This window comes from Rugamonas rivuli (assembly GCF_009380165.1).
Taxonomy (GTDB): Bacteria; Pseudomonadota; Gammaproteobacteria; order Burkholderiales; family Burkholderiaceae_D; genus Rugamonas; species Rugamonas rivuli.
Map to the genome: position 1 here is coordinate 517,330 of NZ_WHUF01000002.1, position 15,842 is coordinate 533,171.

At 64.2% G+C, this 15,842-nt stretch carries 13 protein-coding genes; 5 read left to right on the plus strand and 8 right to left on the minus strand.

The annotated features are described in order from the left end of the window. Positions 1-6 precede the first annotated feature (6 nt). The 6 genes from GEV01_RS07460 to GEV01_RS07485 form a co-directional block, all read right to left on the minus strand. The gene (locus tag GEV01_RS07460; protein ID WP_152803074.1) at positions 7-2,049 is read right to left on the minus strand and encodes a TonB-dependent receptor; all 2,043 of its coding nucleotides are present in this window, start codon (positions 2,047-2,049) and stop codon (positions 7-9) included. A gap of 124 nt (positions 2,050-2,173) precedes the next feature. Then, positions 2,174-3,886, minus strand: coding sequence for a GGDEF domain-containing protein (locus GEV01_RS07465; RefSeq protein WP_152803076.1), 1,713 nt, complete (start codon positions 3,884-3,886; stop codon positions 2,174-2,176). 119 nt (positions 3,887-4,005) lie between these two features. Further along, positions 4,006-5,172, minus strand: a complete 1,167-nt coding sequence (locus GEV01_RS07470) for an ABC transporter permease (protein WP_152803078.1) — start codon at positions 5,170-5,172, stop codon at positions 4,006-4,008. Further along, entirely contained in the window at positions 5,169-6,326 is a 1,158-nt protein-coding gene (locus tag GEV01_RS07475; protein WP_152803080.1) for an ABC transporter permease, read from the minus strand. Before GEV01_RS07475 ends, GEV01_RS07470 begins: the two co-directional genes overlap by 4 nt. A 13-nt stretch (positions 6,327-6,339) precedes the next feature. After that, positions 6,340-7,038, minus strand: a complete 699-nt coding sequence (locus tag GEV01_RS07480; RefSeq protein WP_152803082.1) for an ABC transporter ATP-binding protein — start codon at positions 7,036-7,038, stop codon at positions 6,340-6,342. 1 nt (position 7,039) lies between these two features. Next, the gene (locus tag GEV01_RS07485; RefSeq protein ID WP_408014822.1) at positions 7,040-8,260 is read right to left on the minus strand and encodes an efflux RND transporter periplasmic adaptor subunit; all 1,221 of its coding nucleotides are present in this window, start codon (positions 8,258-8,260) and stop codon (positions 7,040-7,042) included. Positions 8,261-8,365: 105 nt separating this feature from the next. Between GEV01_RS07485 and GEV01_RS07490 the strand changes: the two genes are divergently transcribed. Both GEV01_RS07490 and GEV01_RS07495 read left to right on the plus strand, forming a co-directional pair. Then, the gene (locus GEV01_RS07490) at positions 8,366-10,222 is read left to right on the plus strand and encodes a sensor domain-containing diguanylate cyclase (RefSeq protein ID WP_152803084.1); all 1,857 of its coding nucleotides are present in this window, start codon (positions 8,366-8,368) and stop codon (positions 10,220-10,222) included. A 216-nt stretch (positions 10,223-10,438) separates the two neighbouring features. Then, positions 10,439-10,972 (plus strand): hypothetical protein, encoded by a 534-nt coding sequence (locus tag GEV01_RS07495; protein WP_152803086.1) that lies wholly within the window; start codon positions 10,439-10,441, stop codon positions 10,970-10,972. 113 nt (positions 10,973-11,085) lie between these two features. Here the strand turns inward: GEV01_RS07495 and GEV01_RS07500 are convergent, their stop codons facing one another. Continuing rightward, positions 11,086-12,177 (minus strand): agmatine deiminase family protein, encoded by a 1,092-nt coding sequence (locus GEV01_RS07500; RefSeq protein ID WP_152803089.1) that lies wholly within the window; start codon positions 12,175-12,177, stop codon positions 11,086-11,088. 14 nt (positions 12,178-12,191) lie between these two features. Next, complete coding sequence (locus GEV01_RS07505; RefSeq protein ID WP_152803091.1) at positions 12,192-13,355, minus strand: agmatine deiminase family protein; 1,164 nt, start codon at positions 13,353-13,355, stop codon at positions 12,192-12,194. A gap of 98 nt (positions 13,356-13,453) precedes the next feature. On the opposite strand from GEV01_RS07505, the gene GEV01_RS07510 reads away from it, so the two are divergent. The 3 genes from GEV01_RS07510 to iscR all read left to right on the plus strand — a co-directional run bounded on the left by GEV01_RS07510 (position 13,454) and on the right by iscR (position 15,815). Further along, entirely contained in the window at positions 13,454-14,353 is a 900-nt protein-coding gene (locus tag GEV01_RS07510; protein ID WP_152803093.1) for a LysR family transcriptional regulator, read from the plus strand. Positions 14,354-14,428: 75 nt separating this feature from the next. Further along, entirely contained in the window at positions 14,429-15,205 is a 777-nt protein-coding gene (locus tag GEV01_RS07515; RefSeq protein WP_152803095.1) for a uracil-DNA glycosylase family protein, read from the plus strand. 133 nt (positions 15,206-15,338) lie between these two features. Continuing rightward, positions 15,339-15,815, plus strand: a complete 477-nt coding sequence (iscR, locus tag GEV01_RS07520; protein ID WP_008450513.1) for a Fe-S cluster assembly transcriptional regulator IscR — start codon at positions 15,339-15,341, stop codon at positions 15,813-15,815. The last annotated feature ends 27 nt before the right edge of the window (positions 15,816-15,842 follow it).

Here is a 15,842-nt window from a genome sequence, read left to right on the forward strand (position 1 = left end):
GTTGGATCAGAACCGGCTGGTCAGCGTCACGCTCGCATTGCGCGACGCGCCCGGCTGGATCTGCACGTTGTTGATGGCCGATTCGTAGAAGCGCGCATTGCCGACGTTATTCAACTTGAAGCGCACCTCATACTGCTTGCCGTGATAGCCTATCGCCGCATCCACGCGGCCGTAGCCTGGCAGCCGCACGGCGTTGTCCGACAGCGCGAACTGGTCGCCGCTGAGCAGCACGCCCAGGCCCGCGCTCCACGCGCCGCCCAACTCCTGGTCCACCCACAGCGATGCGCGATGGCGCGGCGTCATCTCCGCCCGGTTGCCGCTCGGGATATCGTTGGATGCGACGATGCGCGCATCGTTGTAGGTATAGGCTGCGTTCAAGCGACCGCCTTGCCACAGAGTGCCTTGCAGCTCCAGCTCCACACCCTGGTTGCGCTGCTTGCCGACTTGCAGCTGGCGCAGGCCGGCCGGATCGCTCGGGTCCAGCGTCAACTGATTGCGCTGTTCGATGCGGAACAGCGCGGCGGTGGTGGAGAAGCGTCCGCCCAGCCATTCCTGCTTGTAGCCCACTTCCTGCAAATCCGTCTGCAACGGCTTGACTTGCGACAGCGGCGTGCTGCCGGTGTACAGCAGGTCGCCGCCGCCCGGCTGCGACGAGCGGCTCAGGTTCAGATACCACGACTGGCCGTCCAGCGGCTGGTACACCAGGCCCGCGCGCGGCGAGACGACGTTATCGGTGCGCTCGCTGAACACCTTGGTCAGGCGATTGTCCTGCTCCTGCTGGAAGCGGTCGAAGCGCACGCCCGCCAGCGCCTTCCACTTCGGCGCGATGCTGATCTGGTCCTGCAGGTACAGCGCCTGCGTCTTGGCCGTGAACGCGTTGTTCAGCGAGACTGGCAGGGTGCTCAGATTCGGTGCAGGCAGCACATGCTGCGGCGCGTACAGGTTCACCGGAAAGGCGATGCCGGTCTGCGCGGTGACGACATCGCGCTTCTGGTCCGACAGCTCCAGTCCCACCAGCAGCGCATGCCGGTCCAGCGTGTACGCCAACTCGGTTTGGTTGATCAGGTTGCGCTGCGTCTGCGGGAAGTAGGTGATCTGGCGCGACACGGTCTTGTCGGCGTTGACGCGGCGGTTGCGTGTATTCACGCCTTCAAGCTCGGTGCGGCTGTACTGGAAGGTGTTTTCCAGCCTCAGGCGATCGTTGAAGCGGTGTTCCAGCTTGGCCTTCGCCATGTCGCTGTCGGTGCGGGTGTAGTCGTAGCTTTCGCCGTAGTAGGTCGAAGGCGATACATCGACCGGGCGGCCCGCCAGCGACGGCACGCCGCGATCCGGCGTGCGGTCTTCGCGCTGCACCTCGGCTTGCAGCAGCAGCGAGGTGTCCGGCGACAGCGCAAACTTCAGCGAAGGCGCCAGCAGCTTGCGCGTGTGTTCGACCACGTCGCGATAGCTGTCGCCGGTGTCGTACACGGCGATCAGGCGGCCGTTGATGCCGCCGCCCAGCGCACCGCCGGCGTCGACGCTGATGCGCCGCTCGTTGTCCGACGCCAGCGTGGCGGAGACTTCGGTTTCCTGTTTGGCGCGCGGCTGCTTGCTGACGCGGTTGATCAGGCCACCGGCCGAGCCGCGTCCGTACAGCGCCGCAGCGGCGCCCTTGATCACTTCGATCTTCTCGACCGTCGCCAGGTCGCGCGAATACAGCGTGTCGTCGCGCACGCCATCGAGGCTGGTGTCGCGCAGCGAGTAGAAGCCGCGGATGTAGAACTCATCGCGCCGGCCTTCGCCCTGGCCGGCCACCACGCTGCTGACGTAGTCCAGCGCATCCTTGCTGGTGAGCGCGGCGCGGTTGCGCAGATTTTCCTGGTTGACGATGCTGACCGATTGCGGCGCGTCGAGCAGGCTGCCCTGAGTCTTGGCGCCGGCCGCGCCGCTGGCCAGGCCATCGCTGGCGCCGGTCACGACGACCTGCTGCATGGTCTGGATGTCTTCCGCATGGGCGTTGAAAAAGAGGCCTGCCAGCAGCAGGGGCACTGGTTTGAGAACAGTTTTCATTGAACGGGAACGTGGTTGTGTAAAAAGCGGCACAACCTTATCTTGCAAAAACGCAAATGTCAACGCAAATGATAATGATTCGCGTTAATTTATTGCAGCGAGACGGTCTGGCGCGGCCGCCGTGTCAGGCGCTCACCACCCGGTCGCGGCCTTCGTGCTTGGCCTGGTACAGCGCCTTGTCGGCCCGCGAGATCAGCGAGGAGGCGCTGTCCGGCGGCCCCTCCGGCAGCGATGCCGCCACGCCGATGCTGACGGTGAGCGCGATCTGCTCGCCGTTGTCGCCCTCGATGCGCAGCGCCGCCACATCGCAGCGCAGCCGTTCGGCGGCGCCGCTGGCGACATCGACATCGGTCTCCGGCATCAGCAGCACGAACTCCTCGCCGCCGAAGCGCGACGCCATGTCGATATTGCGCATGCCGCCCGCCAGCGCCCGCGCGACCGCCACGATGGCGCGGTCGCCCGCCTCGTGGCCATAGATGTCGTTGACGTTCTTGAAGTGGTCGATGTCGACCATCAGCAGCGACAGCGGATGCTTGAAGCGGCGGCTGCGTTCCAGCTCCTTGTTGATCTGCTCCGTCATGCGGCGGCGGTTGCCGATGCCGGTCAGCGGGTCGGTGGTGGCCAGCTGTTCGAGCTTGGTGTTGGCCACCATCAGTTCCAGCGTGCGCTGAAGTACGCGTGCTTCCAGCTGGTTGCGTTCATCATGCAGCGCGCACAGCGTCTGGCGGCGGCTGCGCAGCGCCACGATCAGCGCCGAGATCAATATCCCTTCCAGCACGATCAGCGTGGCGCCGGCCAGGATCTGCCACAGGTATTGTTCGAACATGCTCTGCGGCCGGTTGACCCACTGCGCGGTCGGCGGAATATTCTGCAGATGGAAGCGCTGCACCGCGCCGTAGTCAAACAGGTAGCCGGGGATGCCGGCGATGTCGGGCGGCTGCTGCATCAGGATCTTGGCGATGGCGCGGCCGATGCGCTCGGCGCTGACCACATAGCCGCCGACCACGCCGGGCACCACGATGGCTTCCCAGTTGGTGAAGATCGGCACCTGCGTGGTGGCCGCCAGCTGGCGTGCGATGTCCACCGGCCGGCGCCGTGCGCCGGTGCTGTCGTGATAGGTCGGCAGCAGGAAGATGGCGCTGCCCGGCCGCAGCAGCGCGGCCTGGCGGAAGATCTCGGCGTAGCTCAGCTGGTCCCAGTATTCAAAGCTCATCTGCCTGGCGTAGTCGCCGGCCACCTGGCGCACGCCGTTCACCGACTCCTGCATGCGCTCCGTGCTGTCGCCGATCACCACCACGTGCCGCACATCCGGCGCCACCTGCGGGATGATGCCGATGGTGCGGCCGAAGTCTGCCTGCACCTGGTAGGCCGTGCCGTCGGGCGGCTGCCAGTTCAGGCGCCCGTGGTTCAAGTAGTGGCGCGGCACGCCGCGGAACAGGTCGGGGCGCTCGCTGAGGAAGCGGGCCGCCACATAGTTTTCGGTGATGATGGCGTCGAACTGGATGTGGGCGTACTTGGTGCGCAGGTACTGCTCCATGCCGGCCTGCGCCTGCTCGTCGCCGACGCGCACGGCGTCGAAGCGCTCTTCGAAGACGCCCAGCACCGAGGTCAGGTTCTTGTCGGCCAGTTCGGCGGACAGGCCCTTGTGGATCAGGCGCTGCCAGGCCGACGCCGAATCGGCGCCCAGCGAATACAGCACCAGCACCTTGCGCTCCCTGGCCGCCCACGACGGCGCCGGCAGCGCCAGGATCAGCAGCGCGCAGCACAGTAGCAGCCGGTGCCAGAGCTGGTGCGGCACGGCGGCTTGCGGGGCAGGTGGGCGGTCCCGGGGAGGCATGATCGGCGGCGTATCCGAAGGCAAAAAAGCATGAATAGCGAAATTTGCATTCAGGCAAGTCTAGCATGCTTTCTTTTCACTACTGTTGCTTGGCCGGTACATATCGCCCCGCCTTTTTTTCATGCCGCCCGCAGTGCATCGACGATTTTCATGCGGGCTGCGCGCAGCGCCGGCAGGAAGCCTCCGACCACGCCCATCGCCAGCGAAAACATGAGCGTTTTGACCACGATGGCGGGCGTCAGCCGGAAGCCGAAGGCCAGTTCGGAGAAGGACTGGAAATTGGTGGTCGAGAAGGACAGGAACTGCATCAGCGAGGCGCAGGCCAGGCCCAGCGCGCCGCCCACCACCGCCAGCAGCATGGACTCGGCCAGGAAGGCGGCCAGGATGCTGCGGCGCTGGAAGCCCAGCGCGCGCAAGGTGCCGATCTCGCCGACGCGGTTGGCGACCGAGGCGTACATGGTGATGGTGGCGCCTATCATCGCGCCGATCGAGAAGATCACCGACAGGATCAGCCCCAGCACGCTGATGAAGGTGGACAGTGCCTTCGACTGGTCGGAGTAGAAGGTCTGTTCGCGCTTGGCGTCCAGCGTCAGGCGCGGATCGCTTTCGATGTCCTTCTTGAAGCCGTCGAACAGCGAGGTGCCGGCCAGGCGCAGCACCATGGCGGAGTAGGCGTTGCGGCGGAAGGCCGGCATCAGCTGGTCGGCGTCGCCCCAGATCTCGGAATCGAAGCCGCTGTTGCCGGCGTCGAACAGGCCGACCACGGTCCATTCGCGCTGGCCGAAGCGCAGCGTCTCGCCGATGCCGGCGCCCTCGAAGCGGCGCGCGATGCTGGCGCCGGCGATGATCTCGGAAGCGCCGGGCCGGAACATGCGGCCGGCCGTCAGCTTGACCTGCGGCCGCAGCATCATGCCGCGCTCCGAGATGCCGCGGATGATGACGTTGGACGGCTTGGCCGAACCGCGCTTGTTGAGCGAGATGAGCACCACGGTCTCCTTCGACAGCAGCGGCTGGCCGTCGGCGCCGCGCGCGATGGCCGGATGGCTGGAGGCCACGCTGGCCTGGGTGCGGTCGATGCCGCTCTGGACTTCGGTGTCGGCGGAGCGGCGTATCAGGATCACGTTGTCGTATTCGCCGGTCGTCACCATGGTGTTGCGCAGGCCTTCGTCCAGCATCAGCACCGTGGCGAACACGAACACCACCAGCGCCAGGCCGGCGCCGGTCAGCGCGGTGGTCAGGCGGCGGGCCCACAGGTTGCGCGCTACGTAGGAAAGAGGAATCTTCAACCTATGCTCCTCAAGCCGTCGACGATGTTGATGCGCACCGCGCGCACGGTCGGCGCGATGGCGGCCACGGCGCCGATGGCCAGCGCCGCCAGCACCTGCTGGATCACCGTCAGCTGCGACACTTCGAACACCGGGAACATGGTGCCCATCACCTTGCCGAGGAAGGCGGCGAACGGGAACAGGATGACGATGCCGATGGCCGCGCCGAAGGCCGACAGCAGCAGCGATTCGCCGAAGATCATCAGCGTGAGGAAGCCGGGGCCGAAGCCCAGCGCCTTCAGCGTGGCGTATTCGCTCAGCCGCTCACGCGCGCTCATGGCCATGGTGTTGGCCATCACCGCCGCGATAATGATGATGACCACGAACGACACCACACGGATCGCCACCACGATCGCCTCCGACATCGACACAAAGCCCAGCTGGAAGGCCTTCTCGGTTTCGGTCAGCGTCTCGGCCAGCGAGTTGGCGAACTCATTGTCGACCGCGGCCGAGATTGCGGCGGCGTTCTCGGGCTGGTCGATCTGCACCACGTATACGCCGATCTGGTTGGCGCGGCGCGGCACGGTCCTCTTGACCGTCTCGTTGACGTAGTCCCAGTGGAAGAAGAGAGTGGCGGTGTTGGTGGTGCTTTGCTTGCCGTCGTAAATGCCGCGCACCACCAGCTCCCAGTTGCCCGGATAGATGGTGCCCTTGAGCGGAATGATGTCGCCGACCTTGAAGCCGTATTGGTCGGCCAGCTTGCGGCCCACGATGCAGCCCTTGCGGTCGCGCAGGAAGGCAGCGCGGTCGTCGGGCGGCAGCAGGTAGTCCGGGTAGATGTTCAGGTAGGTCTCGCCGGAGATGGCGAACTGCGCGAAGAAGTTCTTCGGATCCTTGTACGTCCCCTGGAACCAGTTGGCGAAGCCGACGCCGGATACGCCCGGCACCGCGCGGATGCGCGCCTGGTAGGACAGCGGCAGCGGGAACACCAGCGAGGTCTTGTTGCGCGTGACCAGCGTGGTGTTGGATGCGCCCTCGGCGCCGGCGTACCATGCATCGACCACCGTCTGCAGCAGGCCGAAGGAAAAGATCGCCACCACCAGGCCAAGGATGGTCAGCGAGGTGCGCAGCTTGTGGCGCATGGTGTTCTTGAAGATCAGCCGCAGCGTGTACATGGCGTTGGTGGCGTTACGCGTGCACGGCCGGCAGGCCGTCGAGCAGTTCGCCCTTTTCGAGATGGATCATGGTGCGCGCCTGCGCCGCCGCGTGGGCGTCGTGCGTCACCATGATGATGGTCTTGCCCAGCTGCTGGTTCAGCTGCTGCAGCAGGGCCAGGATCTCGGAGGCCGAGTTTCGATCCAGGTCGCCGGTCGGTTCGTCGGCCACGATGATGGTCGGATCGGTGACGATGGCGCGGGCGATGGCCACGCGCTGCTGCTGGCCGCCGGACAGTTCGTTCGGCGTGTGGTCCATGCGGTCGGCAAGGCTGACCATCTCCAGCGTCAGCTCGACGCGCTCGCGCCGTTCGCGCCGCGACAGGGGCGTGAGCAGCAGCGGCAGTTCGACGTTCTCGAACGCCGACAGCACCGGCATCAGGTTGTAGAACTGGAAAATGAAGCCGACGTTGGATGCGCGCCAGCGCGCCAGGTCGGTCTCGCCCATGCCGGCGATATCGAGGCCGGCGATGCGCAGCACGCCGCGGTCCGGTTTGTCGATGCCGGCGATCAGGTTGAGCAGCGTGCTCTTGCCGGAGCCGGAAGGCCCCATCAGCGCGGTGAAGTCGCCGGCCGGTATCGCCAGGCTGATATCGCGCAGCACCTCCACCACCTGGTCGCCACGGCGGTAGGATTTGACCAGGTGTTCTATCAGTACCAGAGGATCACTCATGTCATTTCTTCGCCAGGCTGACAAGGGCGCCGTCGTGCAGCTTGGCGTCCGGTGCCAGCACCACCTTGTCGCCGGGCTTGACGCCTTTGACTTCGGTGAGCTCGCCGATCTTGCGGCCCTGCGTGACGGCGACCTGCCTGACCTTGTCGCCTTCGAGCAGGAACACCACCGGCTTGCCGTCGCGCGTGACGATGGCGGCCGGCTGCACGGCGGTCACGGCTTGCTTGTCCTCAGGCGGCACGGCCTTGGACAGGAAGGCCACCTTGGCGCTCATGTCCGGCAGCACGCGCGGATCGCGGTCGACGAAGCGCACCTTGACCAGCAAGGTCGCCTTGCTGCGGTCCATGGTCGGCACCATGCGCGAGACGGTGCCGGCCAGGTGCAGCTCGGGGAAGGCGTCGAGCAGGATTTCGGTCGGCTGGTCCACGCGGATCTTGCTCAGGTTGGACTCGGAGACGTCGGCTTCCACCTCCAGCGTATCCATGTCGGCGATGGTGACGACCGCGCCCTTGCTGTCGGCGGCTGAAGAGAAGGGCGTGATGTTGTCGCCGACGTTGGCGTTCTTGGTCAGGATCACGCCGTCGAACGGGGCGCGGATCACGGTCTGGTCCAGCGCCACCTGGGCCGCCTGCGCGTTGGCCCTGGCGGCGGCGATGGCGGCGTTGTAGCCGGAGATGTTGGCCTTGGCCTTGGTCAGCCGCGCCTGCGCGGTGTCGTAGGCGGAGGCGGTGATGAATTTTTGGTTCAGCAGTTCGGCCGTGCGTTTGAAGTTGGCCTGGGCGTCGAGCAGCTCGGCCTGGCCCTGTTCGAGGTTGGCCTGCGCGACCTTGACGTTGGCCTGTGCCTGGCCCAGCGTGGCGCTGACGTCGCGGTTCTCCAGCCGCGCGATCACTTCGTCCTTCTTGACCTTGCTGCCTTCGAGCACGCCCAGCCACTCCAGCCGCCCGGTGGCCTTGGACGACAGCGCCGCCTTGCGCTGCGCCACCACGTAGCCGGTGGCGTTGAGCAGGGTGTAGCTCTGCGACGGCCAGGTCTGCGCGACGGTGACGGTGTCCACGCTGGCCTTGCCGCTGAACTGGCCCATGGCGACCTTGCCGCCGATGCCGGCGACGATCACCACCAGCGCGATCTTGATCCAGCGGCGGCGCTTGGATCGCTGGCCCGGTACCTGGGTGGTCGCGCCGCGCTCGATTTTCAGCCGGGAGATGTCGGGAGTCGCCACAAAAGCCTCGCAAGGTTTGGGTTGCACATAAGTTGACAGGAAGGTTAGCAAATAGTGCTAGAAAATTTCAATCGCTGCAAGTTGAATTGCAGTAACATATCGTGCATGACTTGGAATACTTTGACTCTGCTGCGGGCCCTGCTGCTGTCCCTGCTTTTGTTTCTGGTTTTGTCGCTGCATGGCGCGGCGCAGGCCAACGATATCGTTGATGCCAGCGCGCTCCCGCGCGGCATGCTGGTGCTGACCTCGCATCTGGATGTGCTCGAAGATCCGGCGCAACAGCTCTCCATCGATGACGTGCTGGCCGCCGGCGCCCGCTTTCAGGCCAGCGGCCAGGCCGACGAGGCGCTCAGTTTCGGCTACACGCGTTCGGCTTACTGGTTGCGGTTGGATCTGCGCAATCCCGGCGCCGTGCCGCTGCAGCGCATGCTGGAGATCAGCAACGCCCGCCTGAGTTCGATCACCTTGTACACCCTCGGCGCCGACGGCCGCTACCAGGCGCTGCACACCGGCAGCGCGCAGCCGTATGCGACGCGGCCTTATCACAACCGGTATTTCGTTTTTCCGCTGGAGCTGGCGGCGCATACGCAGCAGGTGGTTTATCTGCGCATCGCCTCCAACGGCGCCAAGCTGATCCCCGCGCGCTTGTGGTCGCCCGAGGCTTACCTGGCCTACGAGGGCCAGGACTATCTGCTGCAAGGCGTGTACTTCGGCATGGCGCTGGCCATGATGATGTTCAATCTGGTGCTGTTCGCCACGCTGGGCGACCGGCTCTACCTGATGTATGTGGCTTTTGTCGGTTGCGTCGCGCTGGGCCTGGCGGGGCAGAACGGCCTTGCGCATGAGTGGCTGTGGCCGGGCGCGCAGGGGGCGTGGCCGAACCTGTCGGCATCCATCCTGTTCTCGCTGTCGGCCGCGCTGCTGCTGGTGTTCATGCGCAGCATGCTGGGCACGCGCACGCTGGTGCCCCGGCTGGACAAGGTGCTGCTGGCCTTGCTGGCTTTCTTCGTGCTGTCGCCGGTGGCCATGGTGGTGTTCTACACGCACGTCGCAAGGCCGATCACCACCATCTGGAGCGTGGCGTCGCCGCTGATCATGATCGTCAGCCTGGCTTGTGCGTTCAAGCGGTCGCGCAGCGCCTACTATTTCAGCGGCGCGTTCTTCGTGCTCCTGATCGGCAACATGAGCAGCTCGCTGGCGGCGATGGCGCTGCTGCCGCACAATCTGCTGACCAATCACGGCAGCCAGATCGGTTCGGCCTGCGAGATGATGTTGCTGGCCTTTGCGCTGGCCGACCGCGTCCACGTGATGCGGCGCGAGAAGGCCGAGGCCCAGCGCGCCGCCTACGAAGCCCAGTCCAGCCTGATCGCCAGCCTGCAATCGTCGGAGCGGCTGCTGGAAGAGCGGGTGGCGCAGCGCACCTCGGAGCTGAACGAAGCCAATGCCCGCCTGGCGGAGTTGAGCATGACGGATAGCCTGACCGGCATCGCCAACCGCCGCCGCTTCGATGCCGTTCTGGCGACGGAATGGTCGCGCGCGGCGCGGCTGGAGCGGCCGTTGGCGGTGGGCTTGCTGGATATCGATTTCTTCAAGCGTTACAACGATCACTACGGCCATCAGGACGGCGACGAATGCCTGCGCCGCGTGGCTGCCGAATTCGCGGCCCAGTTGCAGCGCACCGGCGACATGGTGGCCCGCTACGGTGGTGAAGAGTTCGCGTTCATCGCCCCGGCCACCGACGCCGACAGCGCGCTGACCATCGCCCGCCGCGTGTGCGAGGCGCTAGAGGCGCTGGCCCTGCCGCACGCGCAGGCGCCGGGCGGCATGCTGACGGTCAGCATCGGCGTGGCCGCATGGACGCCCAAGGCCGGCGAATCGGCCGAACAACTGCTGCGCGCAGCCGACGCCGCGCTCTACCGCGCCAAGCAACTGGGCCGCAACCGCGCCGAGCTGGATGCCTGAGATGGTGTGGTCGACCGATTACAGATAAGCTGTCTCTGACTGCACGAAAGCACTAGCTCTAGCTGAAGGAGGTTACGGTGAAAAAAAGTATCCTCGCCGCTGAAGTACCCACGTATGACGTTGGCGTCTTTGTCTTCGGCTACCGGCCAATACCTGACGCTCACTTGAGAACACCAGGGCAATAATTTAACCCAAGTTGCCAGAAAGCCCGAAATAATGGTAAAGCTCCGAATTCAACTTCAACTGATACTAGCAACTCTATTTTTCCTGGCCTCCACAGTCAGCGCGGGGCAGGCCAATGAAGATTCGTTGATCGCGACAGCAATTTGCGACGAGGCTAAGTCCAGAGCAACTGCGATAAAGCTGTTCGACTATTCCAACAAGCTATTCGCCAAATACAAGAAAGTGAAGCCGCGTAACGAACAGATTTCAGTTGGAAAAATGTACGAAGAAGATGCCGAATTTCATGACGCGACCTTTGATACTTTCCAGGCCACCTTCATTCTTGAACCAAACGGCGATAAGAATCTTTTGACGCTTTCAAGCAAATCTGCCAAATTTAAACTGCCGTGGGGTTTGAGATTTGCTCAATCCATGGAACAAGTCCGTAAGATCCTGGGGCCGCCCAGCGCTATCAACTCCAACACCCTTCTGTATCAAATTACCGGCGAAGCCATCAGTGAAGTGTTTTTCAATTTTGAACGTAATAAGTTGATTGAAGTGAACTGGAGTTACGGCTGGGCTGACTAGCTCTTTCGGTAATCATGTCAACGCCCACTTCTGGGTGGGCTGGACATTATGGGACAGGCCGAATCGCCGATTTGCTTCTCGCGTGGAGCAATGGGACTGGGCGTTCACCGGAGTTACACCGGCTGCTGTTGCGTGGCGCAATGGATGCCGCCGCCACCGGCCGCGATGGCGTCGATATTCAACTGCACGATATCGCGCCCGGGGAATTGCTCGCGCAGGATGGCTTTCGTGTTGCGGTCGGCCTTGGCGTCGCCGAATTCCGGGCACAGCACGGCGCCGTTGCAGACATAGAAATTGATGTAGCCGGCGGCGAACTCCTTGTTGCTGTATTGCGGGCGAATGTCGGCCGGCCCCGGCAAGACCACCACCTGTAGCGCACGACCTCGAGCATCGGTGGCCTTGCGCAGGATGGCGAGGTGGCGCTGGGTAACGGCGTGTTCAGCCGAGGACGGATCGCTTTCGAAACCGGCCACGACCACGCCGGGCGCGCAAAAACGCGCATAGAAATCGGTATGGCCATCGGTGATATCCTGGCCGGCGATGCCGGGCAGCCAGATGACCTTGTCGATGCCCAGCACGCGGCGCAGCTCCTGCTCGCACGCCACCTTGCCGACGCCGGGATTACGGTTGGCGTTCAGTACGCAGCTTTCCGTGATGATGGCCGTGCCACGGCCATCGACTTCGATGCCGCCGCCTTCAAGCACCAGGCTGCTTTCCAGCGCGACAGCGCCGACGCGCGTGGTGACGAAAGCGGCCACCCGCGCATCGTCCCGGTAGTCCTGCTTTTCACCCCAGCCATTGAAGTTGAAGTTCACGCCGGCCAGCGCGCCGCCTGGCTTCCTGACGAACACGGCGCCGGTGTCGCGCATCCACAGGTCGTCGATCGGCTGCACCAGCAGCTTGACCTTGTTGCCACACAGGCGGGCGGCCAGGTCGTAGTCCTCCTCGTTGACCAGCATGTGCACCGGCTCATAGTTGGCGATGGTTTGCGCGATGCGCGCCAGGTTCGCCTGGGCGCCGGCCTTCAGACGCTTGCCCCACACCTCGTCGTTGGCGCCGAAGGCCATCCAGGTGGCGGCATGGCGTTCGCCTTCGTCGGGCATGCGCCAGCCTTCGCCTGCGGCCAGGGCCGGCAGCGCGGGCAGGCCGATGGTGGCGCCTGCCGCCAGGCGCATCGCACGGGTGAGGAAATGTCGACGTAGCATGGTCTTCTCCTGGCTTATGCAATTTCCTGCTGCGTGGTGCAATGGATGCCGCCGCCACCGGCCGCGATGGGATCGATATTGATCTGGACGATCGCGCGCCCCGGGTACAGCTCAGCATATTGCGCCTTCGCTCTGGCATCGGCCTGGGCATCGCCGAACTCGGGTATGAAAATGGCGCCCCTGGTCGCATAGTAATTGATGTAGCCGGCGGCGAAGGTATTTGGATTGTTGCCCGGCCGGATCCGGCCGGGACCATCGACCACGACGATCTGCAATGGCTGGTTGTCGGCATCGGTGGCGGTACGCAGGATGTCCAGGTGGCGGCGGGTCAGCGCGTAGTCGTACGAGTCCGGGTCCATGTCGCGGTGTGCCGCCACCACGCCGGGGCGTACGAAGCGCGCGTAAAAGTCGGTGTGGCCGTCCGTGATGTCCTTGTTCATGATGCCGGGCAGCCAGATCACCTTGCGGATGCCCAGCAGGCGGCGCAGTTCCGCTTCGCACTCGGCCTTGCTCCAGCCGGGGTTGCGGTTGCTGTTCAACACGCAGCTCTCCGTGATGATGGCCGTGCCTTTGCCGTCGACTTCCAGCCCGCCGCCTTCAAGCACCAGACGCGTGGACAGCAGCGGCACCTGGGTACTCGCGCAGACCAGGTCGGCCACCCGGCCGTCTTTGCCGAACTGCTGCTTGTTGCCCCAGCCATTGAAGTTGAATTTGACGCCGGCCCGCTCGCCGCCAGGCTTGCGTACGAAGACCGGGCCGGTATCGCGCATCCACAGGTCGTCCAGCTCGGCGGGAATCAGCGTGACGCGTGCGTCGAGCAGTTGCCGCGCGCTAGCCAGTTCGTCCTGGCGCACCAGCATGTTGACGGGTTCGTAGGCGGCGATGGCGTTGGCGATACGCGCCAGCGCCAGTTGCACCTGCGGCACCTGGGTCCGCGTCCAGATGGCGCTGGAGGCGCCGTAGGCCATCCACGTCGCCTTGTGGGCTTCGGCCTCGTCGGGCATGCGCCAGTTGTCGGTGTTGCTTGCCGAGCCGTTGTTGCCGCCGCCGCTGGTTGCCGGCGGCGTGACCGGTGCGGTGCCGTCGCCGCCACCGCCGCAGGCAGCCAGCAGACCGCCAAGAGCCACTGCGCCGCCGCCAGCCACGCAATGACGCAAGAAGTATCGACGTGTATTCATCATCTATCCCTTTATTGAGTAACAAGAACGGCATTGTGGATGGATAGAGGCATGAGAACAAATGATATGATTTGCTTTAATCTATTAAGTTTCCTCATATGTCAGAACATCGCATTCCTTCGCTGAAATTATTGATGGGCTTCGAGGCAGCGGCTCGTCACGGCAATTTCTCGCGTGCTGCCGACGAATTGCATGTGACACAGTCGGCCATCAGCCATCAGGTACAACTGCTGGAAGAGCAGATCAAACAGCCATTGTTTCGCCGGGCGGGGCGGGGCGTCGAGCTGACGGTGGCCGGCGAGGTGCTGCTGCGCAGCGTGCAGCGCTCGCTGACCATCCTGCGCAGCGGCCTGGGGCGCATCGCCACTTACCTCGATCCGGGGCTGGTCGTACTGGTGTGTCCGGCGCCGCTGCTGCATGGCTGGCTGCAGCCGAGGCTGCGCGCGCTGGAAGCGCAGTTGCCTGAGCTGTGCCTGTTGCTGTCGGTGGATGAGAGCGCGCGTTTTGTCGACGAAATCGATGTCGACATATCCATCAGCGACCGGCCCATCCTGCAGCCAGACTTGCAGGAAATCCCGCTGTTGCAGGATGAATGGTTGCTGGTGGCGAACAGTGAGCTGGCGGCGCGGCTGGACGGCGTGCCGCAGGCGCAGCACCATCTGCACGTGGATCTGGTCTGTCTGGAGGAAAGCCTGACCGGCGACGCCACTGCGCCGCTATTTCTGGGGCCGTTGGCGCACTTTCGCAAGCGGGCGATTTATGACGATGCGCGTCTGCTGCTGGACGCCACCCTGGACGGGCGCGGGATTGCCTGCCTGCCGCGCCTGCTGGCGGACGCCGGCCTGGCGTCCGGCCGGTTGCACGTCCTGCCCGACTACCCGCGCGTGCCCGGCACTACTTGGTGGCTGTCCGGCGTGGCGGAGCAGCCCCGTTCGGAGATCGTCGGGCAGGTCTTCGAATGGCTGCGCGCACAGGGGGCGTCGCAGAAGGAGGCATGAGCCGTCGCATTTAGATGTTGGGCTGCGGTGCCGTTCGGCGCTACAATCTCGCCTTTCCCCAAAAGCTTTCCTCTCATGACGATCCCGACTTCGATCCTCGATGCGCTGGCGCGCGCAGATGCTTCCTGGCGTCCTTTGCTGGTGCAAGGCCTGGAGGCGATGATGGCCGCCACGCCCGACTACCTGCCGCAACTGGCCAGCGACCAGTACCTGCCGACCGAGCAGCGCCTGTTCGCCGCCTTCGCGCTGCCGCTGCAGCAGGTGCGCTACGTGCTGGTCGGCGAAGGCCCGTATCCGCGCGCGGAAAGCGCCACCGGCGTCTGCTTCATGGACGGCGCCGTCGGCAGCCTGTGGTCGAACGAGGAGGGCGGTGGCCTGTCCAAACCGGTCAACAAGGCCACCTCGCTGCGTAACTTCATGAAGATGCTGCTGGTGGCCGATGGCCAGCTGAGCCTGGAAAACACCGCCGGCGAAGCGATGGCCGCCGTTTCCGCCCGCGCCCGCAGCGGCGCCGGCAGCCACATCCAGACCCTGGCCGACATGCAGCAGAAACTGACCGAACAGGGCTTTTTGCTGCTGAACGCCTCGCTGGTGTTCCGCAGCCACGTGGCTCCGGCCAAGGATGCCAAGGCCTGGTTGCCGTTCTTCGAGACCGTGATGGCCGGCTTGGCCGCGCAGGCGTCGACGACGCCGACGATGATTCTGTGGGGGAAGATCGCTGAGTTGCTGAGCAAGTTGCCGGTAATGAAAGAATTCCCGCAGATCGCTGCGGAACATCCTTACAACCTAAGCTTCATCGGCAATCGGGACATGCACCAGCTGTTTAAACCGATGGAGTTGTTGAAAAGCTAAGCAACCCTTTGGGCACAAGGGGCTCCGGGCAAACTTTGTTAAAGTTTGGTATACTTGACTAAATCGATCAACTAATCAGCCTTTGTGATTAGCGACAAGGTCGATATTTTAACCCAGTTGAACCGAGGTAGTGATGCGTCTGACCACCAAAGGCCGTTTTGCTGTGACTGCGATGATCGATCTGGCTTTGCGCCAAGGCAAAGGCCCGGTCACGCTCTCCGGCATCAGCCAGCGCCAGGCCATTTCGCTGTCCTACCTGGAACAGTTGTTCGGCAAGCTGCGCCGCCATGAGATCGTCGAGTCGATCCGCGGCCCGGGCGGCGGCTACAGCCTGGCCCGTCGCGCCGACAAGGTCACGGTGGCCGACATCATCATCGCCGTGGACGAGCCGCTCGATGCGACCCAGTGCGGCGGCAAGGAAAATTGCCACGGCGCGGACGCCGCCAGCGGCGCGCGCTGCATGACTCACGAGCTGTGGGCCACGCTGAACGAAAAAATGGTGGATTACCTGGATTCCGTTTCGTTGCAGGATCTGGTCGATCAACAGAAGCAAAAGAATGCTGAACAAAACGTGGTCGTGATGCACCGTAACCACGCCGCGCTTGGTTAAGAGATTACACAGAAAACCCGGAGTTAC

Coding starts and splice junctions, on each gene's coding strand:
- GEV01_RS07515 (WP_152803095.1), top strand. CDS start 14,429: ATGACGATCCCGACTTCGATCCTCGATGCGCTGGCGCGCGCAGATGCT.
- GEV01_RS07460 (WP_152803074.1), bottom strand. CDS start 2,049: ATGAAAACTGTTCTCAAACCAGTGCCCCTGCTGCTGGCAGGCCTCTTT.
- GEV01_RS07510 (WP_152803093.1), top strand. CDS start 13,454: ATGTCAGAACATCGCATTCCTTCGCTGAAATTATTGATGGGCTTCGAG.
- GEV01_RS07480 (WP_152803082.1), bottom strand. CDS start 7,038: ATGAGTGATCCTCTGGTACTGATAGAACACCTGGTCAAATCCTACCGC.
- GEV01_RS07465 (WP_152803076.1), bottom strand. CDS start 3,886: ATGCCTCCCCGGGACCGCCCACCTGCCCCGCAAGCCGCCGTGCCGCAC.
- GEV01_RS07500 (WP_152803089.1), bottom strand. CDS start 12,177: ATGCTACGTCGACATTTCCTCACCCGTGCGATGCGCCTGGCGGCAGGC.
- GEV01_RS07490 (WP_152803084.1), top strand. CDS start 8,366: ATGACTTGGAATACTTTGACTCTGCTGCGGGCCCTGCTGCTGTCCCTG.
- GEV01_RS07495 (WP_152803086.1), top strand. CDS start 10,439: ATGGTAAAGCTCCGAATTCAACTTCAACTGATACTAGCAACTCTATTT.
- GEV01_RS07475 (WP_152803080.1), bottom strand. CDS start 6,326: ATGTACACGCTGCGGCTGATCTTCAAGAACACCATGCGCCACAAGCTG.
- GEV01_RS07505 (WP_152803091.1), bottom strand. CDS start 13,355: ATGAATACACGTCGATACTTCTTGCGTCATTGCGTGGCTGGCGGCGGC.
- iscR (WP_008450513.1), top strand. CDS start 15,339: ATGCGTCTGACCACCAAAGGCCGTTTTGCTGTGACTGCGATGATCGAT.